The organism is Glutamicibacter endophyticus, from assembly GCF_048457885.1.
Lineage (GTDB): Bacteria > Actinomycetota > Actinomycetes > Actinomycetales > Micrococcaceae > Glutamicibacter > Glutamicibacter endophyticus.
On record NZ_CP174200.1, the window covers coordinates 1,751,162 to 1,771,931 of the forward strand.

At 60.8% G+C, this 20,770-nt stretch carries 21 protein-coding genes and 1 tRNA gene; 17 read left to right on the forward strand and 5 right to left on the reverse strand.

Going from position 1 to position 20,770, the window contains the following annotated elements:
- Nucleotides 1-41 precede the first annotated feature (41 nt).
- From ACJD00_RS08150 to ACJD00_RS08160, 3 genes are read left to right on the forward strand one after another with little or no spacing between them, the layout of a single operon-like run.
- Nucleotides 42-1,334 carry an acetyl-CoA C-acetyltransferase gene (locus ACJD00_RS08150; protein WP_418909275.1) on the forward strand — a complete coding sequence of 431 codons (1,293 nt, stop codon included), beginning with the start codon at nt 42-44 and terminating at the stop codon, nt 1,332-1,334.
- 2 nt (nt 1,335-1,336) lie between these two features.
- Nucleotides 1,337-2,674, forward strand: coding sequence for a 3-oxoacyl-ACP reductase (locus ACJD00_RS08155; protein ID WP_418909276.1), 1,338 nt, complete (start codon nt 1,337-1,339; stop codon nt 2,672-2,674).
- Nucleotides 2,675-2,688: 14 nt separating this feature from the next.
- Nucleotides 2,689-3,540 (forward strand): MaoC/PaaZ C-terminal domain-containing protein, encoded by an 852-nt coding sequence (locus ACJD00_RS08160; RefSeq protein ID WP_418909277.1) that lies wholly within the window; start codon nt 2,689-2,691, stop codon nt 3,538-3,540.
- A 3-nt stretch (nt 3,541-3,543) separates the two neighbouring features.
- Here the strand turns inward: ACJD00_RS08160 and ACJD00_RS08165 are convergent, their stop codons facing one another.
- Entirely contained in the window at nt 3,544-4,764 is a 1,221-nt protein-coding gene (locus ACJD00_RS08165) for a glycosyltransferase (RefSeq protein ID WP_418909278.1), read from the reverse strand.
- Between the two features lie 334 nt (nt 4,765-5,098).
- On the opposite strand from ACJD00_RS08165, the gene ACJD00_RS08170 reads away from it, so the two are divergent.
- Nucleotides 5,099-5,183 (forward strand) — tRNA-Leu (locus ACJD00_RS08170).
- Between the two features lie 137 nt (nt 5,184-5,320).
- Here ACJD00_RS08170 and ACJD00_RS08175 read toward each other — a convergent pair.
- Nucleotides 5,321-5,500, reverse strand: coding sequence for a hypothetical protein (locus ACJD00_RS08175; protein ID WP_418909279.1), 180 nt, complete (start codon nt 5,498-5,500; stop codon nt 5,321-5,323).
- Nucleotides 5,501-5,623: 123 nt separating this feature from the next.
- Here ACJD00_RS08175 and ACJD00_RS08180 point away from each other — a divergent pair, with 123 nt between their 5' ends.
- The 3 genes from ACJD00_RS08180 to ACJD00_RS08190 all read left to right on the forward strand — a co-directional run bounded on the left by ACJD00_RS08180 (nt 5,624) and on the right by ACJD00_RS08190 (nt 7,894).
- Nucleotides 5,624-5,845, forward strand: a complete 222-nt coding sequence (locus tag ACJD00_RS08180) for a hypothetical protein (RefSeq protein WP_418909280.1) — start codon at nt 5,624-5,626, stop codon at nt 5,843-5,845.
- A 523-nt stretch (nt 5,846-6,368) separates the two neighbouring features.
- Nucleotides 6,369-7,226: an excalibur calcium-binding domain-containing protein gene (locus tag ACJD00_RS08185; protein WP_418909281.1), complete on the forward strand. Its 858-nt coding sequence runs from the start codon at nt 6,369-6,371 to the stop codon at nt 7,224-7,226.
- Nucleotides 7,227-7,492: 266 nt separating this feature from the next.
- Nucleotides 7,493-7,894: a hypothetical protein gene (locus tag ACJD00_RS08190; RefSeq protein WP_418906609.1), complete on the forward strand. Its 402-nt coding sequence runs from the start codon at nt 7,493-7,495 to the stop codon at nt 7,892-7,894.
- 48 nt (nt 7,895-7,942) lie between these two features.
- Here ACJD00_RS08190 and ACJD00_RS08195 read toward each other — a convergent pair whose 3' ends face one another.
- Nucleotides 7,943-9,226, reverse strand: a complete 1,284-nt coding sequence (locus tag ACJD00_RS08195) for an Nramp family divalent metal transporter (protein ID WP_418906610.1) — start codon at nt 9,224-9,226, stop codon at nt 7,943-7,945.
- Nucleotides 9,227-9,463: 237 nt separating this feature from the next.
- Here ACJD00_RS08195 and ACJD00_RS08200 point away from each other — a divergent pair, with 237 nt between their 5' ends.
- From ACJD00_RS08200 to ACJD00_RS08220, 5 genes are read left to right on the forward strand one after another with little or no spacing between them, the layout of a single operon-like run.
- On the forward strand, nt 9,464-10,123 hold the full coding sequence (locus tag ACJD00_RS08200; RefSeq protein ID WP_418906611.1) for a response regulator transcription factor: 660 nt from the start codon (nt 9,464-9,466) through the stop codon (nt 10,121-10,123).
- A gap of 2 nt (nt 10,124-10,125) precedes the next feature.
- Nucleotides 10,126-11,538, forward strand: a complete 1,413-nt coding sequence (locus ACJD00_RS08205) for a sensor histidine kinase (protein WP_418906612.1) — start codon at nt 10,126-10,128, stop codon at nt 11,536-11,538.
- 50 nt (nt 11,539-11,588) lie between these two features.
- Nucleotides 11,589-12,524 (forward strand): TAXI family TRAP transporter solute-binding subunit, encoded by a 936-nt coding sequence (locus ACJD00_RS08210; RefSeq protein WP_418906613.1) that lies wholly within the window; start codon nt 11,589-11,591, stop codon nt 12,522-12,524.
- A 36-nt stretch (nt 12,525-12,560) separates the two neighbouring features.
- Nucleotides 12,561-13,892 (forward strand): M20/M25/M40 family metallo-hydrolase, encoded by a 1,332-nt coding sequence (locus ACJD00_RS08215; protein ID WP_418906614.1) that lies wholly within the window; start codon nt 12,561-12,563, stop codon nt 13,890-13,892.
- A gap of 11 nt (nt 13,893-13,903) precedes the next feature.
- Nucleotides 13,904-15,043, forward strand: coding sequence for an acyl-CoA dehydrogenase family protein (locus ACJD00_RS08220; RefSeq protein ID WP_418906615.1), 1,140 nt, complete (start codon nt 13,904-13,906; stop codon nt 15,041-15,043).
- A 38-nt stretch (nt 15,044-15,081) separates the two neighbouring features.
- Here ACJD00_RS08220 and ACJD00_RS08225 read toward each other — a convergent pair whose 3' ends face one another.
- Nucleotides 15,082-15,330: a DUF5703 family protein gene (locus ACJD00_RS08225; protein ID WP_418906616.1), complete on the reverse strand. Its 249-nt coding sequence runs from the start codon at nt 15,328-15,330 to the stop codon at nt 15,082-15,084.
- A gap of 44 nt (nt 15,331-15,374) precedes the next feature.
- Between ACJD00_RS08225 and ACJD00_RS08230 the strand changes: the two genes are divergently transcribed.
- The 3 genes from ACJD00_RS08230 to mshC all read left to right on the forward strand — a co-directional run bounded on the left by ACJD00_RS08230 (nt 15,375) and on the right by mshC (nt 17,886).
- On the forward strand, nt 15,375-15,584 hold the full coding sequence (locus ACJD00_RS08230) for a hypothetical protein (protein ID WP_418906617.1): 210 nt from the start codon (nt 15,375-15,377) through the stop codon (nt 15,582-15,584).
- A 105-nt stretch (nt 15,585-15,689) separates the two neighbouring features.
- Complete coding sequence (locus tag ACJD00_RS08235) at nt 15,690-16,514, forward strand: undecaprenyl-diphosphate phosphatase (protein WP_418906618.1); 825 nt, start codon at nt 15,690-15,692, stop codon at nt 16,512-16,514.
- Between the two features lie 109 nt (nt 16,515-16,623).
- On the forward strand, nt 16,624-17,886 hold the full coding sequence (gene mshC / locus ACJD00_RS08240) for a cysteine--1-D-myo-inosityl 2-amino-2-deoxy-alpha-D-glucopyranoside ligase (protein WP_418906619.1): 1,263 nt from the start codon (nt 16,624-16,626) through the stop codon (nt 17,884-17,886).
- Nucleotides 17,887-17,917: 31 nt separating this feature from the next.
- Here the strand turns inward: mshC and ACJD00_RS08245 are convergent, their stop codons facing one another.
- On the reverse strand, nt 17,918-18,853 hold the full coding sequence (locus ACJD00_RS08245; protein WP_418906620.1) for a proteasome assembly chaperone family protein: 936 nt from the start codon (nt 18,851-18,853) through the stop codon (nt 17,918-17,920).
- A gap of 83 nt (nt 18,854-18,936) precedes the next feature.
- Between ACJD00_RS08245 and ACJD00_RS08250 the strand changes: the two genes are divergently transcribed.
- Nucleotides 18,937-19,650 carry an HAD family hydrolase gene (locus tag ACJD00_RS08250; RefSeq protein WP_418906621.1) on the forward strand — a complete coding sequence of 238 codons (714 nt, stop codon included), beginning with the start codon at nt 18,937-18,939 and terminating at the stop codon, nt 19,648-19,650.
- Nucleotides 19,647-20,768, forward strand: coding sequence for a site-2 protease family protein (locus ACJD00_RS08255; RefSeq protein ID WP_418906622.1), 1,122 nt, complete (start codon nt 19,647-19,649; stop codon nt 20,766-20,768). Before ACJD00_RS08250 ends, ACJD00_RS08255 begins: the two co-directional genes overlap by 4 nt.
- Nucleotides 20,769-20,770: the final 2 nt, after the last annotated feature.

Sequence of the window (20,770 nt, forward strand, 5' to 3'; positions counted from 1 at the left end):
AGTAATACACCCCACAGTTCGAACTTCTCAGGAGTAGCTTCATGGCAACTGCCGCGCCACGCCAAGCCGTCATCATCGGTGGCAATCGCATCCCCTTCGCCCGTGCCAACACCGCTTACACCAACGCCTCGAACCAGGACATGTTTACCGCAGCACTCGAAGGGCTGATCGCCCGCTTCGGACTGCAAGGCCAGCGCATCGGCGCCGTCTCCGGCGGTGCGGTGCTCAAACACTCCAAAGACTTCAACCTGATCCGCGAATGCGTACTCGGTAGCTCGCTGGATCCAGCAACTCCGGCCTATGACGTTCAGATGGCCTGCGCTACCGGCATGGAGTCCATCGGATCGCTGGCCAACAAGATCAAACTCGGCCAGCTTGATTCCGCCATCGGCGGCGGCGTGGACACCACCTCCGATGCTCCGATCGCCGTTTCCGAACCGCTGCGTCGCATTTTGCTCGAACTCTCTCGCGCCCGCAGCACCAAGGACAAGCTCAGCGCCCTAAGCAAACTGCGTCCGGCTCACCTCGCTCCTAGCGCACCGGGCACCGGCGAACCACGCACCGGGCTGTCCATGGGCGAGCACCAGGCGCTCACCACCGAGGCCTGGGGAATCACCCGTACCGCACAGGACGAACTGGCATTGGCCAGCCATCAGAACCTAGCTGCCGCCTATGAGCGCGGGTTCTTCGACGACCTGATCACGCCCTTCCGTGGACTGAGCCGCGACAACAACCTGCGCCCGGACTCCACGCTGGAGAAACTGGGTAAGCTCAAGCCGGCCTTCGGCAAGTCGCTGGGGGAGCGGGCCACCATGACCGCTGGTAACTCCACCCCTCTGACCGACGGAGCCTCGACCGTGCTGCTCGGCAGCGAAGAATATGCCGAGGCCAATGATCTGCCGATGCTGGCGAATTTCGTCGACTTCGAAGCCGCCGCCGTGGACTTTGTGCACGGAGCCGAAGGCCTGTTGATGGCCCCGGCCTACGCCACCGCACGCCTGCTCGAGCGCAACGGGCTGACCTTGCAGGACTTCGACTTCTACGAGATCCATGAAGCCTTTGCCGGTACCGTGCTCTCGACCCTGGCCGCGTGGGAAGACGAGCAGTTCTGCCGCGAGAAGCTCGGGCTCGAAGCGCCGCTGGGCGCGATCGACCGTAGCAAGCTCAACGTCAATGGTTCTTCGCTGGCCGCCGGGCACCCGTTCGCGGCTACTGGTGGCCGTATCGTGGCCAGCACCGCGAAGATGCTGCATGAAAAGGGCTCGGGCCGGGCACTGATTTCCGTTTGTGCCGCCGGCGGACAGGGTGTCGTCGCGATTGTGGAGGCACGCTAATCATGGCTGACAAGTACCTCGAACTGGTCAACAGCGGCTACACCAAAAAGGTTGCCAAACTGCTCGGTCTGCCACGCCCGCCACGCTTGCGTCGCTACGAACCGGGCAGCGCGCTCCTGCCCGGACCGCTATTGGTCCTTGGTGCCAGCGCACGGGCGCAACAACTCTCCGATGAGCTGATCTCCTGGGGGATCGATGTGCGCCGTCACGACGCTCAGGGCGATAAGCTCGGCGGCATCCTGCTATTGCTCGATGAGCTAACCCACCCGGAACAGCTCGGCGAGGTGATGCTCACCGCCGGTGGCGCACTCCGTCAGCTGCTGCCCGGCGGCCGTCTGGTGTCGGTTTCACGGCCGGCGCTGGCCCAAGATGAGCCGGCCGTCGCGGCAGTCCGCCAAGGTATTGACGGTGCCATGCGATCGCTGGGCCGCGAAATGCGCGGCGGAGCCACCGCCAATGGCGTGCTGCTGGCCGACGACACCACCGTGACCAGCCCAAGTGCCTTAGGGGCCCTACGCTTTTTCTTCTCCGGCCGCAGCGCCTACGTCGATGGCCAGTTCCTGACCGTACGCAACGACGAGGGTTCGCTGCCCGCCGACCCGGAGTACCCGTTGGCTGGCAAGGTTGCCGTCGTTACCGGTGCCGCGCGCGGCATCGGCGCCGCAATTGCCCGCGTGCTGCACCGCGACGGTGCGCAGGTCGTCCTCGTGGACATGCCAGCCGCCGGAGAGGCACTAGCCGCCGTCGCCAACGAGGTGCACGGCACGACACTGCAGTTGGATGTCACCGCCGCCGATGCCGGGCAACGCATCATCGACCACGCGGTGAACCGTTACGGTCATCTCGATCTGGTGGTCCACAATGCCGGTATCACTCGCGATAAGCTGTTGGCCAACATGGATCAGGCACGCTGGGATTCGGTGATCGCCGTGAACATCGCCAGCCAGTTGCGTATGAACGAGGCCTTCCTGGCTGCCGACCTGCCGGGCCTGCGAGTGGTTTCGCTCGCGTCAACCTCGGGCATTGCCGGCAACCGCGGGCAGAGCAACTACGCGGCCAGCAAGGGCGGCGTCATCGGGATGGTGCGTGCCAGCGCCGAGCGTTTCGCCGAACGTGGCGGCTCCATCGCCGCGGTGGCACCCGGCTTCATTGAAACGGAAATGACCGCGAAGATCCCGTTGGGCACCCGAACCGTCGCCCGGTTGGTCCTGCCTTCACTCATGCAGGGTGGCTTGCCGCAGGATGTCGCCGAGGCCATTGCCTTCCTCGGCTCCGATGCTGCCGCCGGTCTCAATGGGCAGACCTTGCGGGTATGTGGACAGTCGTTGGTGGGTGCCTAGTGGAAGCCCAACTCGTGACCGAAATACCGGCCCTCGGCGGAGTCTATGCCCGCGCGCTACGAACCATCGGGCGCAAGCCCAAGGCAACGGTCTTGCCGCAGACCACGCTGGTATATTCCGGGGCAACGGTGGACCGGGCGGCACTCGACGCCTACTGCCAGGCGACGGGCGCACCGAATAACGACATCTTGCCCAGCCTGTTCGTACATACCCGGGTCTTTCCACTGGCCATGTCGCTGATGGCGCGCGATGACTTCCCGTTGCCGCTGCTGGGCATGATCCACCTTTCAAGCCAGGTCAGTGTCGCTGAGCCACTTGATGCCGCAGAAAGCTTCGACGTGCAGGTCCGAGCAGAGAACTTGGCCGCGCATCGCAAGGGCACAAGCTGCGAACTAGTGGTCGAGATCCTGGTTGGCTCCAGCACCCGCATGGAGATGCGACATGTCTTCCTAGCCAAGGGCGTTTCGCTGCCCGGAGTCCCCGCGCCTACGGCGTCGGAAGTCCCCGAGCCAGCGGCGGAAACCCCGCGGCGCACCGCACATTGGATGTTGGATGCTGGCACCGGGCGCCGTTGGGCGAAAGTATCCGGGGACTTCAACCCCATTCACCTCAGTGGGCTCAGCGCGAAGGCCTTGGGTATGCCACGGGCGATCGCCCATGGCATCTATCTGGGCGCCCGTGCCTTGGCGGGAATTGAACCGCAGGCGGGTAGCTACCGGTGGCACATCGACTTCAAAACTCCGGTGCTGCTGCCCGGCTCCGTGGACCTAGCCTTCGAGCCGCAGGCTAAGGGGTATCGCGTTTCGGCGTGGAACCCGCGACGCGGCAAGCCACACTTTGAGTTGGTTCTAGAGCGCGAGTCCTAGACGTTACTGACACCGACCGGCCGTCGGACACAACAATTGCTGATAACAGTTCAGCGTGTGTTCGGCGGCCGCGGTCCACGTTAAGCTCCGTGCATGAGCTATCGCGGCCTCGGAGGCGCGCTCAATGGCCTGCGGGTTTTCGGCTAGCCGGATGAGCGCCGTGGCCCACGATTTCACACGTTCCTCGGCTTCAATTAGCCAGCCGGTATGACGGTCGATGACCGCATGGGAGAGCCCGCCCACGCGATTAGCCAGCACCGGAGTGCCACAAGCTTGTGCCTCGGCCGCGACTAAGCCAAAGGTCTCGGAGAGCGATGGCACCGCTACTATGTCCGCTGCAGCGAAGTAAGCTGCCAGTACTTCCGGGGGACAAGGGGCGCAAAGTTCCACAACGTCGCCAAGGTCGAGTTGCTGCACCATTCCGGGGACGTCGTAGGCGTCGGCCCCCGAATTCGCCCCGATCAGTTGGGCGGTCAACCGTAGATCCGGACGCTTTTGCCGTGCCTTGGCTAGTGCCTGCAACAAGATATGCGGGCCCTTGAGCTTTTGCATGCGCCCGGCGTACACCACATGCAGGTCCGACCCTTCGGGAGCACTGACGTGCTTCGCTTGGGCTGCAGGATTGAACCGTACGTGGTCCACGCCCGGGGTAATTACAGATAGCTTGGCTTCGTCCACCGCGTAGTAGCGCACCAGCTGGTCGGCCTCGACCGGTGTATTGGCAATGACGGCGTCGGCCCGAGCAAGTAGCTGGCGTTCTGCCTCGAGGCGTTCGGGTGCCTCGGGAAGGTTCGACTCGTGCATTTTCACCGCGGCGCTGGTGTGTAGCGTCAGCGCGAAGGGTGTGCCCCAGTGGCTGCGCAAGGACTCGGCAACACGCCCAGAAAGCCAATAATGGGCATGGAGCACGTCGAAGCCCTGTCCCGAAGCGAACCACCCGTCGAAATGCGTGGCTATGGCCTCGGCGGCCTCTTCTAATACCTCAGCCAGTTGCTCCTTGCTGAGCTGCTGTCCGGGGCGAATAGGTACTTCGTGATGCCACAGATTGGCGGCAACTTCTTGAACCTGTTCCGTGCCGGCGCCGCGGGTCACCATGTGGACCTCGTGTCCTATACCCGCCAGTGCCATGGCGAGCTGCAACACGTACACATTCATTCCGCCGGCGTCCCCGGTCCCTGGCTGAGACACCGGTGAGGTGTGCAGGGACAGCATGGCGATGCGCATGAATACTCCGTAGCGATGGTGGACGGTTGCATAAAAAGTTTACGCTCCATAGACAGCATCGAATTGCGCGGCCGACTCGCGAGGGAGCTCCCGAACAGACGGTCGCCAGCGGACTGCCGCAGATCCGGCGCGTCGCGAGCGTACTGGAACTACAAAATGAGCGTGATGCTCGACACTTTTCTTCTGATTTTGCTTGTATAGCGACTACTCACAGCCGATTTCCCGCGGAATCACGCGGGATTTGAAGGGTGCTGGGCCGAATTTGCAGCGGGCGGTTTTTCGTGTAAAGTTTTACTTCGTTGCCAGCGATAACAACGCAAACAACAAGTCACCTGCGCGGGTGGCGGAATAGGTAGACGCGCTAGCTTGAGGTGCTAGTCCTCGCTTAGAGGGTGGGGGTTCAAGTCCCCCTCCGCGCACAATGTAATGTCTCGGGACATCGTTCAGAACGATGTCCCGAGACATTAGTTTTTAACCGGTTGCCTCTCAGGCCTTGGAATCGCTTTTTGAGAGTTCCTCGTTAGATCGATTTTGAAGTATCTAAGTATTTCCCCGATTATTTGTTGATCGCCATGCCCTCCCGATCGTTGACCGGCGTGAGTGCCGGAATGCCTGCGTAAGTTTGTACTATTCCTAAGTGCCGTAGCTTCCCGGCATAACGCAACGTGAGCTTTCCGTCGCTGTAGATGGTGTCCTTCCGGAGGAGATGTTCGGCTTTGGAAAACTTGCTGGGCATGGCTCCCTCTGTGTCTGGAGCGGGGCAGATATGCGGCTAGAGACGGGGACCGGTGTTGACCATGTCGATGACGCACAAAGAGAATTAGCGAAGATAGTTCGCCGCAGCCGCTAAGGAGCAGACATGCTTGCGATTTCTAAGTTCAACTGGCTTATCGCCCTCGTAATCAGCCTGACTGCTCTCCTGTGTGGAAGCATCGCATTATTCACTGCCGGTGTAGTGGCTGATGAAAACAATGCGCAGCACGTAATGAGCACGCCGCTTTGGGTGATGTTTGGACTAGGTGTTCTAGGGACCCTCGTAGCCTTACCGGGCTGTGTTGCCGCGAAGCGCAAAAACTCTTGAAGCATCACACGGCGCAAAAAATACCGCACAAGAAGTGCTCTTCTTTTACATGTTGGTGTTCGGTATGTACCTCACCGTGGATAGGTCGATGGTCGAGTCAACTGGCCTTGCGCTTCGAAACTGAAGAACACGTCCTTGGCGGTAATTAAATTCGGAAATCTTCATTGAGCGACGATCCGGCGTCCGATCCATGTCAAGTTTTCTACCGATCTGCTTCTTATGCATAGCGCAAGTGCCACGCCTTTCGCGAATGTTTGCGTTGCGAGGCACGTGGCGATTGGGCCCCTCTAGCGAGAGTAGCGCCGGATTCCAGCCACTTCTCTCCCTCGTTGGTACTCCTATTGTGCTCGCTGTAATTCGGCGAGAGGCTACGCCTCGTAGAGAAGTAGAATGCGAGTCCACCAATAGGTGTTTTGAGGAGACGAAATAGAAGACTTCATATTTCAGATAACGATTTGACTATCCACCTCCCGCTGGTTGAGACTGTGTGAGTCATCACACAAATCCCACCAGGGAGATTTTCATGAGTTTTTATGAGCGACCCCCAAGTTCCCAAGGCAACAGGCGTAAGACCTTATACGTGATCCTCGCAGTCCTAGCGCTGGCATTATTGATCTGGCTACCTGGATTACTCTTGTTTCTCGCGTTTGTAGGACTCATACTCGCGATTATCGGGTGGAGCAAAGGCCGCATACCCGGTCTCAAGATTGCGAATCGACGAGGGATTAAGATTTTCGGTGCCAGTGCGGCGGGACTATTGGTGGCAAGCCTTGTGTCCGGCGGTATTCAGGCGCCAACGGAAGTAGAGCCCACGGCGCAGGACAATCCCATTTCGATTTCGACTGAATCGCCAACCCCCAGTCCGTCGGCTAGCCCCTCTCTCGAAGACTTCGAGGGCGAATCCTGCGAGGGTGACGACCTTGTGATGGATCAAGATGACAAGAGCCTTTACTGCGATAAGAACGACGCCGGAAACCTCGTGTGGTTGAGTGAAACTGACCATGATGCAGTGATTCTGGCTGCCGAGAAGAAAGCCGCTGAAGAAAAGAAGGCGAAAGAAGAGGCGGCGGCTAAAAAACTCGCTGCCGAAAAGGCTGCGGAAGAGAAAGCGGCCGCCGAGAAGAAGGTGGCCGAGAAAAAGGCCGCCGAAAAAGCTGCGGCCAAGCTGCGCGCGGTTGAGCAGGCAGCTGCAGCCAAGGCGGCGGAAGAGGCAGCGGCCAAGGAAGCGGCGGCGCGTGCGCAGGAAGAAAAGGCGTCAGCGAACGTCTACTACAAGAATTGCACGGCAGTTCGCGCCGCAGGTGCGGCGCCGATCTATAAGGGAGAGCCCGGATACTCAAGGAAACTTGACCGCGATGGTGACGGGGTTGGTTGCGAATAAAGGGGCGGTCGCTCACGTTGGCACGTAAGTGAGCCGATCTATGAAGGCGGGTGTTGAGCTCGTAGCTTTAGTTAGGCGTCGTCCTACCTGTCGCACTAACTAGCGTGTCTCGCGCACTTGGGCTTGGCAGGAACGATGGTCAAGTCACCGGCCGCACAAGAAACCCCCGATTGACTCTGGTCAATCGGGGGTTCTTGGTTTGTCGCCGTATACATTGGTTGAACGCAACAGAAATCCTGTGCGGTTTGGGACATAGGTGGGCGGGGATGAAAAGTTTCGCTGAGCGCTTCGAGCTAATGCATTGCATCTTTGGTGGCTATGGCGAAATTACCGTTGTCCCTGCCGCCGGGAATGGAACTGTCTTCTTCAGATACGAGGACACTGGAGAACTCTTTGCGTTTGAAGGGGGCTTCGACGGTCTCTACGAACATGCTCTGGATGGTGCCGGTGCGAGCTTGTGGCCAGATAGGGATCCCGAGACTGCCAATCTATCGCTCTTTTCCGTGCACATCATGGAAACTGTTGAGTTGGCACCGCCTAAGGCTTGCCGAATCTTGTGGAAAGAAGGCGGGCTACAAGCGGTACCCGGCTCCTTGCCGCCGGCAGTCGTAGCATTTCCCGAAACTTTGCATATTTCGTTCCCCAAAAGGCACGGGCACCCAGCGTAGAACGCTGGGTGCCTGTGCGGGTGGGTCGTCGTTGATCGAGTGAACTTGCTATCCGCCAAGCAGCGGGGCGAGCGCCTTGATGAGTTGCTGCACACCCAAGGCGATAAACAGCAGTGCGGTCACACCGAGAGCGATATTGGTGTGCAACTTGTTCGCCCAGGCCTTTTCGATCCGCTTGCCATTGAGCAGCCCCAGCAGGGTCAGCGCCAAGAACGGCATGAACAGGGACCCTAGGACGCCGTAGGCAAGGATGAGTCCCACCGGCTTGCCCAGCATCACCAGAATGATCGGCGGAAAGGTCAGCCACAGCAGGTAGAACTTGAAGTACTTGCCGCCGACCAAGGTATCGGCATGTCCGGCTGCCTTGCCGCGCATGTGGCCCCAGAAATCGGCGAACATCAGCGATACGCCGTTCCAGACACCCAAAATTGAGGAGAAGGACGCAGCCCAGAAACCCACGAGGAATCCGGTGCCGATAAATTGTCCGTATCGATCGGCCAGCACATCGGAGAGGTCCAGCAACCCACGATCGCCGCTGGTCAGGCTAACTCCTGCAGCGCTGACCACCTCGGCACCCACAATCAGCATCGAGATCACAAAGATGCCGGTCATCACGTAAGCCATCGAATTATCGATGCGCATAACACGCATCCACTTCGGGGTAATCCAGCCCTTTTCACGTAGCCAGTAACCATAGGCGGCGAGGGTGATGGTGCCACCGACACCACCGGCCAAGGCCAAGGTGTAGAACAAGCCGCCCTCTGGGATCAACGGCACCAAGCCGCGCAACATCTCGGGAAGATTTGGCGCCGCAATCACCGCAAGGCCGACAACGGTTACGAACATGATGCCAACCAATACGGCCGTTACCTTTTCGAAGAAGGCGTAACGACCCAGCCAGACCAGCGTGAAACCAGCCAGCCCCATCAGGACCGCCCAGATGCGCAAGTCCACCGCCGGCATCAGGGCGGCAAGGGGCAATGCCGCCGAGCTCATGGCCGTGGCACCGTACACGAAGCCCCAGATAATGATGTATGGGCCGAAATACCAGGTGGTCCACTTGCCGAGGGTTCGCCAGCCCTCAAAGATGGTTTTGCCAGTAGCCAACGAGTAGCGACCGGCGCCTTCCACCAGCACGATCTTCATGATCACGCCGACGATCACCGCCCAGAGCAGGCCATAACCGTACTTATTACCAGCCACCAGCGTGGCCACCATATCGGCCGCGCCGACACCGGTGGCCGCGACCACGAGTCCTGGGCCGATCACCTTCCACTTAGGTGGGGTACCGCCGTCTTCATTGACGATTGCGGGTTTAATGCTGTCCGCCATTGGGTTTGTTCCTTAGTGGTAACTCTCATGTGTGGCCGGATACCCGACCATTGAATAGGTGCAGTGCGGTAGCCGGTCTCGAACCGGTCTCCGAATGCGTGAAGAACAGCAATAGCCTATGTGTGAGCTGCGGCATAGCCAACGCGTAGGCAAAGTCCTAACACTCTCTTAAGTTTTCGGAACATGAGAAACTGGTCACAGAGTTTTGGCTAGTCACTGCTGTGGAGGGAAGCGTCGGTGCATTTATTGATCGTCGAAGACGACGACGCCGTGGCCGCGGCGCTGAGCGAGGCGGTCGCCACCGCAGGGCATCAGGTGCAGCGCTTGTCGCGGGGAGCCGACGCCCTGCTAAATCATCAGCAGGCGCAGATGATCTTGTTAGATCTTGGCTTGCCAGATATCGATGGCCTTGAAGTGCTACGCAAACTTAGGCAAGTCACCGAGGTGCCGATCGTGATTCTGAGTGCCCGAGATGACGAACGAAGCATTGTGCGTGGGCTTCGGCTAGGCGCTGACGACTACTTGACCAAACCCGTTGGGCTGGCCGTGCTCTTAGCGCGTATCGAGGCGGTGGCCCGGCGAAGCCGAACTACACGTACCGAAAGCGCGGCGATCACCGTGGGCTCGCTGTCGTTAGATCTGGAACGCCGAACTGCCACACTGGCCAATCGGGAACTGAAACTCACCGCAAAGGAATACGAACTGCTGGCGCTGCTGGCCAGACATGCCGGCACGGTCGTTACCCGCGAGCAGATCCTAGATGCGCTCTGGGGTGACGCCTTCGTGGCCGTATCGCGGTCGCTGGACGTGCACCTCACCGGGCTACGCGCAAAGCTCGAAGTCCCCGGCATGATTGTGAACGTGCGCGGGGTGGGCTACCGGCTGGAAGCCAGCTGACCATGCGGCTACGTGTTTTGGTCATCCTGGGCTCGCTGATGAGCCTGATCGTGCTAATTGTCGGATGGATCGTCTTGCAACAGGCCAGCCGTGACCTCACCCAAGACCTGCAATTAAACAGGCTGACCTCGGTGAACCGCTTCGTCCAACTGGCTTCACATGCCCAGGAGTCTTCGGATCTGACGATGTTGCGAAACTACATGGATCATTATTCGCAGCTCTATGACGAGGGTTTGCTGATCACGATCGGGGAGCGAACCCTGCGCTCGGGTGACATCGACCCCGCACAGCCAGCCGTCGCCGATGCGGTCCGTAACGCCAGCCTGAATCTGGAAACAACGGGAATCTCGGTGTTGACGCCCTTCGATTCTTCGACGGTGGTTATCGCACGACCCTACGGCAATATGGCCCAGGTGCTCGGCTCGGTGGTCATGGAGGTCAACACGGAGGCGGCCCGCGCCAAAGTATTGAGAACGTGGGCCGCGGTCGCCCTGATCTCCTTGCTGCTCCTAGTAGCTCTACTGCTCTTGGCGGATCGATTAACCACATGGATGCTACGGCCCATGCATCGTCTCGAGGACGAAATCCGGGAACTAGCCCGAACTCGGCGAACGCGTCCACTATCGTTGGCGGGCCCTCCCGAGCTAAGGGCGCTGACGGCCTCGGTGCAGACGATGTCCGACGCAATGGACACATCGTTGCGTCAACAGCGAATGCTGATCGCCGAAACATCTCACCAGCTGCGCAATCCGGTCGCCGCGCTGCGTCTTCGCATAGACCTTTTGCGTCACCGGCTGGGAGCGGAATCCGAACGGCTTGGCGCCGACCAGGTAGATAAGGAATTAGACCGGCTTGAGGACATGCTCAATGATGTGTTGCAGTTAGCCAGTGCGGAGCATCGAGTAACACAACAAGAAGCTGGCGGCTCGTTGCCCGAGAGCGAGCCGACGGCCACGAGCTTCGACGCCCGAGAACTGCTCGAGGAAGAATGCGAACGGCAGCGGATGGCCGCCGAACATGCCGGGGTCGACCTACGCGTACATGGCCCGTATGGATTATTCATTCGCGCGAACCCCTTTGAAATACAGCAGATTGTGGCCGAGGCGCTCACCAATGCGTTCAAATATGCTCCCGGTGCACCGGTGGATTTGAGGTGCATAGAGGCTGGAAGCCATGTCCTTCTCAGCCTGCGCGATCATGGAGCGGGACTGTCCCAGCCTGAGTTGGAACAGGCCACCGAGCGTTTCTGGCGCGCCGAGACAGTGCGTAGTGAACGGGGAAGCGGTCTCGGGCTGACAATCGTGGAGCGTCTGACACGAGCCAACGAAGGGACACTAGATTTGCGTCCGGCACCCGGTGGGGGACTCGAGGTCTGCGTGAAACTCCCAGCAGCCGGGCTAGGGGTCGGACAATGACTTGGCCCGCGCCAGAGCCCCGCGAACTGAGTCGGCGGCGGATGCTACGCATGACGCTAGGCCTCACGGCCGGCGCCATGGGTGGTTGCAGTCTTAGCGCCTGCGCCGGTGGGCCGCTGATGCCGCGCATCGATATCGCCGGCGGAGAGAACGGCGGTTTTTACTTCGAGTTCGCCACCGAACTCTCGCGTGCGCTGGTTGCCGCCGGTATTGCCGGTGAAAGCCGGGCATTACGGACCGAGGCCAGTGTTGAAAACCTGCGGCTACTAGGTGAAGGGCGGGCACAGTTAGGGCTCGCACTGGCAGATACCGCCGATGCCGAACGCCACTCACCTACGGCCAAATCCGAGCTACGTGCACTGGGACGGGTCTATCAGAATTACTTTCACTGCATTGTGCCTGCCGATAGCCCCATTACTAAGCTGCACGACTTGGCCGGAGCACGCTTGGGTGTGGGAGCCGCCGGCTCGGGCACGTGGGTGACCGGTCAACGAATCTTGGCCGCCTCAGGCCTCAGTCAAGGTTCCAACCCGCCACGGCAACGGAAACTCGGGTACGTGGATGGGCTGGCCGCGCTGAAGGCTGGAGATATCGATGCTCATTTCCTTTTCGGTGGGATTCCGGTCGCCGCCATTAGCGAGTTGGCCTCCGGTGCACGTCTACGACTATTGGATCTCAGCGATGTTCTGGTTACTCTTCGGGCACAGTTTCCGGGGCTCTATGACCGGGTGGTCATCCCCAAGGACACGTATCCGGCCATCGCGGAAGTCGAAACGGTGGGAGTGGCGAATCTATTAATGTGCCGTACCGACCTGCCCGACCCGGTAGCTGCCGCGGTAGTGCGCTTGCTGGTCGACCGAGCTGCCGAACTCGTGCCACGCCATAGCGCCGGCATTCAATTTCTGACCCCCGAGACCCTGATCGGGACCTCCACCACGCCACTGCATTCGGCGGCGGCCGAAACGTATCGCGACATGCACGGTTAGGCTTGGAGTACGAACCCGAGCCTGGAGGGAAGTGCAATGACTACCGAGCCGACATCTGTCAACGAATCGCTGTCGCTATTGGAGCGCGAAACCGTGGAGATCTGCCAACGGCTGATCCAGATCGACACCTCGAACTATGGCAATAACGACGCGCGAGGCGAACGCGAAGCGGCGGACTATATCGCCGGGCTTCTCGCCGAGGTCGGTCTAGAGTCGGTGATTCATGAATCCTCGCCCGGTCGCGCCAATCTCGTGTGCCGCTTCCGCGGAAGCGACCCGGACCTGCCGGCACTGATCGTTCATGGCCACCTGGACGTGGTGCCGGCCGTCGCCGAAGACTGGAGTGTCGACCCGTTCTCCGGAGCACTGATCGATTCGATGATCTGGGGCCGCGGCGCGGTGGACATGAAAGACATGGACGCCATGATCGTGGCCGCGGTGCGGCACCTACGTCGCGAGAACATCATCCCACGCCGTGACCTGATCATCGCCTTCTTTGCTGACGAAGAAGCCGGCGGCGTGTACGGGGCGGGCTGGATGGTGAAAAACCATCCGGAGCTTTTCGCCGGAGCGACAGAAGCTATCAGCGAGGTTGGTGGATTCTCCGCCGACATCAACGGTCAGCGCGCCTACATGCTACAGACAGCCGAAAAGGGCATCGCCTGGCTGAAACTCACCGCACATGGACGTGCCGGCCACGGCTCCCAGGTCAATGACGAAAATGCGGTCACCCGCCTAGCCTCCGCGGTCGCCCGGATCGGTGAGACCCAGTGGCCGCTGTCGTACACCAAAACCACCCGAGCACTGCTCGAACAAGTTTCGGCGCTCACGGGTCTACCCTTTGACGAGCAGGATCCGCGGCCACTGCTGACGGCCATGGGCAGCGTTTCGCGCTTCGTTGAAGCCACCTTGAAGAACACCTCCAACCCCTCGGTCCTGGCCGCCGGCTACAAACACAACGTGCTACCGGGAACGGCCGAAGCACTGATTGACTGCCGCACGCTACCCGAACAGCATGAGCAGGTCATCAATCAACTTCGTGAGCTCGCTGGGGAGCATGTGGAGCTGTCCATGGTGCATGAGGAAAGTTCACTTGAGGTGCCCTTCGCCGGCGAATTGGTCGAAACCATGGTTGAGGCCCTGCAGGCCGAAGACCCCGACGCAGTGGTGCTGCCCTACATGCTCTCGGGCGGCACCGATAACAAATCGCTGGCGAAGCTGGGGATCACCGGTTACGGCTTCGCCCCGCTACAGCTACCTGCCGACCTCGATTTCACCGGGCTCTTCCACGGGGTCGACGAACGAGTTCCGGTCTCGGCGCTTCACTTTGGCTCCCGTGTACTCGAACGCTTGCTGCGGAGCTACTAGGAGCGGATACAGTGCAGATCAACGAGATACTCGATGACGACCTCCTGACCCGTTTCCGGGGACGGGCCGCTGGCTACGACGAACGGAACGAGTTCTGCACCGAGGACTTCGCCGAACTGACCGAGCGAGGCTATCTCAAGGTCCTACTGCCGCCCGAGCGTGGGGGATCGGGCTGGTCACTGACGCAGCTGGCCTTGGCGCAACGTCGCCTAGCCGGCGCCGCCCCAGCCACCGCCTTGGCGGTCAATATGCACCACGTATGGGGCGCCGTCGCGCACCTCTTGCAGGCGCGCGGTGATCACCGCTTGGACATGGTCCTGGACTGGATCGCCGACGGGGAAGTGATGGCTTTTGGCGTCTCAGAACCGGGCAACGATATGGTGCTCTTCGACTCCTCGACCCGTGCCGAGCGCAAGCCGGACGGATCGGTGCGTTTCACCGGGTTGAAGATTTTCACCTCGCTTTCCGGGGCCTACACTCGGCTCGGTGTGTTCGGTAAGGATCATGAGAGCGACACGCTCATCCACGGTTTCGTGGCCGCCGGTGAGGGCGTCCAGTCCGCGGGGGACTGGAACACCCTAGGGATGCGGGCAAGCCAGTCACACAGCACCCGGCTTCAAGACGCCGAATCCCCGGCGGAGTGGGTGCACTCCACTCTTCCAGTGGGACCAAACGCCGACCCGCTGATCTTCGGGATCTTTGCCGCATTCCTCACGCTCACCGCCAGTGTCTACGTGGGGATTGCCGAACGTGGCATGGAACTTGCCGCCGAGTTCGCGAGCACACGTCGTGACAGCCACGGCCTGGCGCACGCGCAGGACACCCGGGTGCGTTCCATTGTTGCCGATGCCGGGATGGAGCTGCTGGGCCTCGATGCGCTGCAACGGAGCATTGCCGGGGATTTGGATCAACTGGTGGATCACGGTCCGGCATGGTTCCCGAAGCTGGTGACCCTGCGAACCATGGCCGGGAAGGTAGCCCGTGAGAATATCTCTCGAGCCGGGCAACTTGGCGGTGGCGGTCAATACTTCCGCGGCAGCGAATTCGAACGTCTCTACCGCGACGTCCAGGCCAGCTGGTATCACCCATCCAACGCGGCCTCCGCCGCCAACACGGTCGCCACCTGGTTGGTCGGTCCGCGCGAGGAATAGGGAAGCGGGGCACTGGGCCCCGCTGATCTCCCGAAGGTCTACGCGGGAAAAATCAGTGGGTCCAGTGTTCCACGAATACGCATGACGCGACGCCGGAGCCAGTACTTATAGCCTCCACCCTCATAGCGGCACGTACGCATAAGCTCCCACTTACCGTTATCGGCGTGCTCACGTAATACCGCACGCGCCACCGATTTGGGTTCGTTGGGGAACTGGGTGATGACCAAATACTCGTAACGTGAGTCATCTGGCTGATGCAGTGGCGCCTTGATTCGTTCTTGCAGCATTTAACCCCCTACCGTGGCGATGCGTTCGGCTGTAGCTTTATCCCATGAGCACCGATCCAAACTATGCGTTGCACGATCTTATCGCTCGACTGGAAAACCATCTACAGGTGGTTTCATTTAGCCGTAGCGATCAAGACCCCGCGGTCGATGCCGCCTACCGGGCCCTAGCCGATGCCTTCGAATCCTATGAAGATGCCCTCTATGACCGGTACAACGAGTTGCTGCCTTTCACCATTCCGGAGGACGATGACTAGCACTCAACGCGAACAAGAACTCACGTCTCATACCTGAAGGTGATTTTCCCCGCGCTGGTGTTTCCGGGCAGGGTTGACGCACAGCGGTGAAGTACTCTCGGTAGGGTGAACTGGTTAGAAGCAGCTTTTCTCGGCCTAGTCCAGGGCCTGACTGAATTTCTCCCGATTTCTTCCTCGGCGCATCTGCGCATTGTGGGCGAGATCCTGCCCAATGCCCAAGACCCGGGCGCGGCGTTTACCGCGATTACCCAGCTGGGTACGGAGACCGCCGTCATCGTGTTTTTCTGGCGCGATATCGTGCGGATCATCGGCGCCTGGTGCAAGGCCATAACGGGTAAGCTCCCGCATTCGGATCCCGACGCCAAGATGGGCTGGATGATTATCCTTGGTTCCATCCCGATCGGCGTGCTTGGCCTATTGCTCGAAGACTATATTGATACGAACTTCCGCTCACTGTGGATCGTGGCCACCATGCTCGTGGTCTTTGGCCTGCTGCTGGCGGTGGCCGACCACTACGGCAAGCAACAGCGCGGACTGCAGCAGCTGACCGTCAAGCACGGTATTCTCTATGGGTTTGCGCAGGCCATGGCATTGATCCCCGGCGTTTCACGTTCCGGTGGCACAATCACCGCCGGTTTGTTGATGGGCTACACCCGTGAGGCCGCCGCCCGCTACTCGTTCCTGCTGGCCATTCCGGCCGTCTTCCTCTCCGGGCTCTATAAGTTGGCCAAGTCCATCTCCGAGCCCGGGGTGTATTCACTGGGCCAAACCGGACTGGCTACCGTGGTGGCCTTCGTCGTGGGCTTCTTCATCGTTGGGTGGTTCCTGAAGTTCGTCTCGTCGCACTCATACCGAGCCTTTGTTTGGTACCGTATCGCGTTGGGTCTGGCCCTATTCGTTCTCCTCGGCGCCGGAGTCATTAGCGCCTAATAACCAGTCAAATTCGATTCGGCGCGGCCCCCGGGAATAATCCGGGGCCGCGCCGACTTGGCACACATGGAATGTGATCGACCCGCTGTGGGTGAAAGGACAATTATTCGTGCTCGCGTGGACAGCCCCCGAAGTGCCGCATGTACTCGGCTCGGCGCCGATTCTAGAAGTATTCAACACCTCGAGCGGACGCAAGGAGCCCACCGCCCCGGCGGATAAGGCTAACGCCCCGGCGAGCCTCTACGTCTGCGGGATCACCCCCTACGACGCCACCCACATGGGTCACGCCGCGACCTACGTGACCTTCGATCTGATGCATCGCACCTGGTTGGATAACGGACGCGCGGTCAGCTACACCCAAAACATCACCGACGTGGATGACCCGCTACTCGAGCGCGCGAACGCCACCGGGGTGGACTGGCGGGATCTTGCCGCCGATCAGGTCCAGCTCTTCCGCGAAGACATGCAGGCACTGAACGTCATCCCGCCACAGAACTATGTCGGGGCCGTGGAGTCCATCGATTGGCTCGTTCCATTCATCGAGCAGATGCTGGCCGAGGACGTGGCCTACCGGGTGCCCGCCGGTGAAGACGGCGTGGAAGGCGATATTTACTTCGACTCCGCCAAAGCGGCCAATGGGGCATGGGAATTGGGCCGTGTTTCCGGGTATGACCGCAAGACCATGACCGAGTTCTTTGCCGAGCGCGGCGGGGACCCGTGGCGTGAGGGCAAGCGAGATGCGCTGGATCCCTTGCTCTGGCGCGCGGCCCGTGAGGGTGAACCTAGTTGGGATGGCCGAAGCCTCGGCACCGGGCGTCCCGGCTGGCACATTGAGTGTTCGGTGATCGCACGTAAAACCCTGCCTGCGCCCTTCACCGTGCAGGGCGGTGGCTCGGACCTTATCTTCCCGCATCACGAGTTCTCCGCTGGGCACGCAGCCGCCGTTGACGGCAAGGAGCTCGCCACCCTGTACGCGCACACCGGCATGGTGGGCCTCGATGGCGAAAAGATGAGCAAGTCGCTGGGCAACCTCGTGCTGGTGTCAAAGCTTCGCGCCGACGGGGTGGACCCCATGGCCATTCGCGCGGCACTGCTTTCGCAGCACTATCGCAGCGACTGGTTCTGGACCGATGAGCTCTTGGCACGCGCCCAACAACGCATAGCGACCTGGCGTGAACGCATTCATGGCACCGGACTTGCCGAGGCCACCGCACTGCTGACCAGAATCCGTGCCCGGATGGCCGATGATCTCAATGCCCCAGCCGCGCTGGAGGCTATCGATCAGTGGGCCCAGACAGAGGCCGAGGGAAGCGGCGAAGGTGCCGAGCTGATCCGCAACGGACTGGACGCATTGCTGGGCCTGAAGCTCTAGTCCAGCAAAGTACCGCCACCCTTCGCGTCGACTATTGACCGAAGGGTGGTGGACCCTCGGGGTCCTGATCCGGACCCTCGCCGCGATAGCGGCTGCGGCGACGGAGATAGCGTTCGAACTCACGGGCAATCGACTCACCCGAGGCCTCTGGAATGGACTGGGCGTCACTGGCCTCTTCAAGCTGCGTGACGTAGCGGGCAATCTCCGGCTCGCTGGCCGCAAGTTCTTCGACTCCGTGCTGCCACGCCAGGGCATCTTCCCGCAGCTGATCCAGGGACAGCTCCCACGGCAAGAGGTCGTCGATGAGTTCGGCTAACGCCAACTGCACCCGCGGGCTCGGGGACTGCGAGACGTAGTGCGAAAGTTGCGCCCATAGCGACAGGCTCGGAATGCCCGCATCCGAGCATTCATGCCCGAGCACCGAGGGAATCCCCGCCGGGCCCTCGTAGCTCGAGGTGGAGTACCCGAAGTAGTCCTGCAGCACTTTGTCATTGGTGTTCAGCAGGCAAGGCACCGGCCGGGTATGCGGAACATCGGCGAGCAAGGCACCCACACCGAGCATTAACTGCACGTTCTGGTCCTGCGCGACCTCAATAATCTCGGCGCAGAACGCCCGCCAGCTAAAGGTCGGCTCCACCCCGAGAGCTACCACAAGATCGAAATTGCCCTGCGGGTTCGGAACCTTGAACAGATCGGTCTGTGGCCAGCGAATGGTTGTGCCGGTGGTCGTCAGCTCCTGGCGCGGACGAGTGAACTGATAGTCGTAGTAGTCGTCATCGCCGACGGTGGCCAAATGCTCAACCTCGGTATCGCTGACCAAGCGACGCACCGCATCGGTGGCCGCGGAACCGGCATCGTTCCAGCCTTCGAAGGCGGCAACGAGCACGCAGGGACGTGTGGGGTTATCCCCGGTGACCCGCGAGGCTAGAAAAGTCCCGATGGTCTTCGGATGGTCTGTGGAAGCCATGGCACCCTTTCCTCCAGTTTGATCAGTGGCCTGTGGTCGGCGTCTCGGTCGGTGATGCCCACTCTTCCACGTAGAATGTACTCATGCCAACCACCAGTTCCGTGTCCGAAGTAAATACCCAACGCATCTTGCCGCAGGCCGTACTCTGGGACCTCGACGGTACGTTAATCGACACCGAACCGTATTGGATCGCAGCCGAACATGCCCTAGTGACCGCCCATGGCGGAAGCTGGAGTGAAGAGCAAGCACACGCTCTGGTCGGTGCGGCACTTCCAGGCTCGGCGCGTACCCTGCAAGCCGCTGGTGTGAACATGGGGGTGCGAGAAATCATTGACCACCTCACCGGTGAAGTGATCGCCGGACTGCGCCGTGAGATTCCATGGCGCCCGGGCGCTCTGGAATTGCTGCGCGCCAACCGCGAGGCGGGCATCGCCCAGGCCCTAGTGACCATGTCGGAGCGCAGCATCGTGGACATCATTGTTGCTGCCATGCCCGAAGGACTCTTTGACGTCACCGTCGCCGGTGATGAGGTGACCGCCGGTAAACCAAACCCGACGCCCTACCTGCGCGGTTTGCAGCTACTGAGCGAAAAACTTGGGCGGGAGTTCACCGCCGAGCGGTGCATCGGGCTCGAAGATTCGCTGCCCGGGATTACGGCCGCCAGCGGTGCTGGACTGCACGCCGTGCTGATCCCGAACGCCACCGACCCCGGAGCCGGACAGTGGCGTCGGGTACCGACCCTAGCCGGCGTGACCCCCGTAGAGCTGGCAGGCTGGCTCGAAACGGCGGTCGCGTGAGCACCGAACAGGAAAAGCCTCAAGGGCTCAAACTCGGTTCTATTGCCGGTGTCCCGGTGTATCTTGCCTACTCATGGTTTGGGATTACGGCGATCATCACCATCGTGATGGGTCTGCAGTTGCAGCGCGTTGTCGGAATCACGACGCTGGAGGCCTACGCACTGGGTCTGGCCTGTGCGGTAGTGATTGCCTTTGCGGTGCTCGTCCATGAGGTGGCCCACGCCTTGGTTGCCCGGGCGTTCAAGTGGCCCGACGCACATATCGTCCTGACCCTGATGGGCGGTCATACGCAGTTCGGTTCTTTCAAGGCCACCCCCGGAGCCTCGCTGCTGGTGGCTCTGGCGGGTCCGGCGGCGAACTTCGTCCTCGCTGGCCTGGGTTGGGTGATAAATACCCTCTACGCCCCGCCGACGGTACCCGGGCTGCTTTTGAGCTTCCTGATTTACTCCAACGTGCTCTTGGGCATCTTCAACGTCCTGCCCGGGCTACCGCTCGACGGTGGACGGCTCGTGGAAACCGCCGTCTGGAAAGCCACCGGCTCACAAGAACGCGGCACCATCGCTGCCGCATGGTGCGGTCGGGTTATCGCCGTGCTGGTTGTGGCCGGTGCGCTGCTCTATCCACTGTGGCGCGGACTGTCTCCGGAGTTGACCACCGTGGTGGTCGCGGCCATGATCGCCTTGTTCATGTGGCAAGGGGCCGGTCAGTTGATCTCTTACTCGCGGATGCGCCTAAACCTGCCGCGGGTACGGGTCCGGGACCTGATGAGCCCGGCCAGCGCCATGCATGCGACCGTCACCGTGGCCGAAGTATTTTCACGTCGCAGTAGCCGCGGCGGGCAAGTTGTTCTACTCGATCCACGCGGCATGCCCGCGGGTGTGGTGGACGAACCAGCCTTAGCCCGAGTTCCAAGCGACGTTGCAGCAAGCACACCGGCACTGTCGGTATGCCGCGCCCTAGGCGAAGGTGCCGTGGTTGACGCAGATGCGGACGGACGAACTTTGATTCAATACCTGGCGGGGGTGCCGACTGCCGAATACGTGGTGATCGACGCCGCCGGTCGGGTCGTGGGTCTGCTACAGCAGCAGGCCATTATCCGGGCCATTTCCGGACAGTAGAA

What these genes read in the sequence shown, in the direction of transcription:
- ACJD00_RS08155 (WP_418909276.1), top strand. Translation starts at nt 1,337, where the DNA reads ATGGCTGACAAGTACCTCGAACTGGTCAACAGCGGCTACACCAAAAAG.
- ACJD00_RS08225 (WP_418906616.1), bottom strand. Translation starts at nt 15,330, where the DNA reads ATGCTGCAAGAACGAATCAAGGCGCCACTGCATCAGCCAGATGACTCA.
- ACJD00_RS08250 (WP_418906621.1), top strand. Translation starts at nt 18,937, where the DNA reads ATGCCAACCACCAGTTCCGTGTCCGAAGTAAATACCCAACGCATCTTG.
- ACJD00_RS08165 (WP_418909278.1), bottom strand. Translation starts at nt 4,764, where the DNA reads ATGCGCATCGCCATGCTGTCCCTGCACACCTCACCGGTGTCTCAGCCA.
- ACJD00_RS08175 (WP_418909279.1), bottom strand. Translation starts at nt 5,500, where the DNA reads ATGCCCAGCAAGTTTTCCAAAGCCGAACATCTCCTCCGGAAGGACACC.
- ACJD00_RS08150 (WP_418909275.1), top strand. Translation starts at nt 42, where the DNA reads ATGGCAACTGCCGCGCCACGCCAAGCCGTCATCATCGGTGGCAATCGC.
- ACJD00_RS08230 (WP_418906617.1), top strand. Translation starts at nt 15,375, where the DNA reads ATGAGCACCGATCCAAACTATGCGTTGCACGATCTTATCGCTCGACTG.
- ACJD00_RS08245 (WP_418906620.1), bottom strand. Translation starts at nt 18,853, where the DNA reads ATGGCTTCCACAGACCATCCGAAGACCATCGGGACTTTTCTAGCCTCG.
- ACJD00_RS08210 (WP_418906613.1), top strand. Translation starts at nt 11,589, where the DNA reads ATGACGCTAGGCCTCACGGCCGGCGCCATGGGTGGTTGCAGTCTTAGC.
- ACJD00_RS08180 (WP_418909280.1), top strand. Translation starts at nt 5,624, where the DNA reads ATGCTTGCGATTTCTAAGTTCAACTGGCTTATCGCCCTCGTAATCAGC.
- ACJD00_RS08205 (WP_418906612.1), top strand. Translation starts at nt 10,126, where the DNA reads ATGCGGCTACGTGTTTTGGTCATCCTGGGCTCGCTGATGAGCCTGATC.
- ACJD00_RS08195 (WP_418906610.1), bottom strand. Translation starts at nt 9,226, where the DNA reads ATGGCGGACAGCATTAAACCCGCAATCGTCAATGAAGACGGCGGTACC.
- ACJD00_RS08190 (WP_418906609.1), top strand. Translation starts at nt 7,493, where the DNA reads ATGAAAAGTTTCGCTGAGCGCTTCGAGCTAATGCATTGCATCTTTGGT.
- ACJD00_RS08215 (WP_418906614.1), top strand. Translation starts at nt 12,561, where the DNA reads ATGACTACCGAGCCGACATCTGTCAACGAATCGCTGTCGCTATTGGAG.
- ACJD00_RS08185 (WP_418909281.1), top strand. Translation starts at nt 6,369, where the DNA reads ATGAGTTTTTATGAGCGACCCCCAAGTTCCCAAGGCAACAGGCGTAAG.